At 60.5% G+C, this 851-nt stretch carries 1 protein-coding gene; it reads right to left on the reverse strand.

Going from position 1 to position 851, the window contains the following annotated elements; all coding sequences use genetic code 11:
* Window positions 1–13: 13 nt before the first annotated feature.
* A protein-coding gene (locus NZK81_RS21420) for an IS5 family transposase (RefSeq protein ID WP_260047983.1) occupies window positions 14–774 on the reverse strand; the annotation gives its coding sequence in 2 pieces (ribosomal slippage) (window positions 14–441 and window positions 441–774; 762 coding nt in all).
* Window positions 775–851 lie beyond the last annotated feature (77 nt).

The following is an 851-nucleotide window of genomic DNA, read 5'->3' on the forward strand; positions in this document are numbered from 1 at the left end:
CTAGGCTCAGGACTCATTGCGGCAGCCAGAAGATGACGGTGGCGGCGATGCAGATGGCTGAGAAGAAGGTGTGGGCGCAGCGGTCATAGCGGGTGTGGATGCGGCGCCAGTCCTTGAGTTTGCCGAACATGTTTTCGACTTTGTGGCGCTGGCGGTAGAGGGCTGTGTCGTGCGGGATGGGCACTTTGCGGTTGGTCTTTGACGGGATGCAGGCGGTGATGCCACGCTCGGCCAAGGCATGGCGGAACCAGTCGGCATCATAGCCCCGGTCAGCCAGCAACGCCTTGGCTCTGGGGAAGGCTTCGATCATCAAGGCAGCTCCCTTGTAATCGCTCATCTGGCCTTCACTGAGCAGCATGATCAATGGACGGCCCTTGCCATCGCAGACGGCGTGGAGCTTGGAGTTCAGCCCGCCTTTCGTGCGCCCGATACGTCTGGGTAGAGCCCCTTTTTTAGCAGGCTTGCCGCCGTCCTGTGCGCCTTCAGGTGGGTAGCGTCGATCATCAGTCGATCGGGTTTGCCGCCCTTGGCCGCCAGCGCGGCAAAGATCCGGTTGAACACGCCCAGGCGGCTCCAGCGGATGAAACGGTTGTAGATCGTCTTGTGCGGGCCGTAACCGGCAGGCGCGTCACGCCAGCGCAGCCCGTTCCTGATCACGAAGATGATGCCGCTGACGATCCGGCGATCATCGACCCGCGGAATACCATGCGACAGCGGAAAATAAGGCTCAATCCGGCGCATCTGCGCCTCACTCAACAACCAAAGCTCAGACACTCGCAGCACCTCCTCAGTGCCGCTATTGAATCAATTCGTCATCGCCAGCGCAAGCGATTTAATGGGTCCTGAGCCTA

The sequence above is a fragment of the Novosphingobium mangrovisedimenti genome (assembly GCF_025153475.1).
Lineage (GTDB): Bacteria > Pseudomonadota > Alphaproteobacteria > Sphingomonadales > Sphingomonadaceae > Novosphingobium > Novosphingobium mangrovi_A.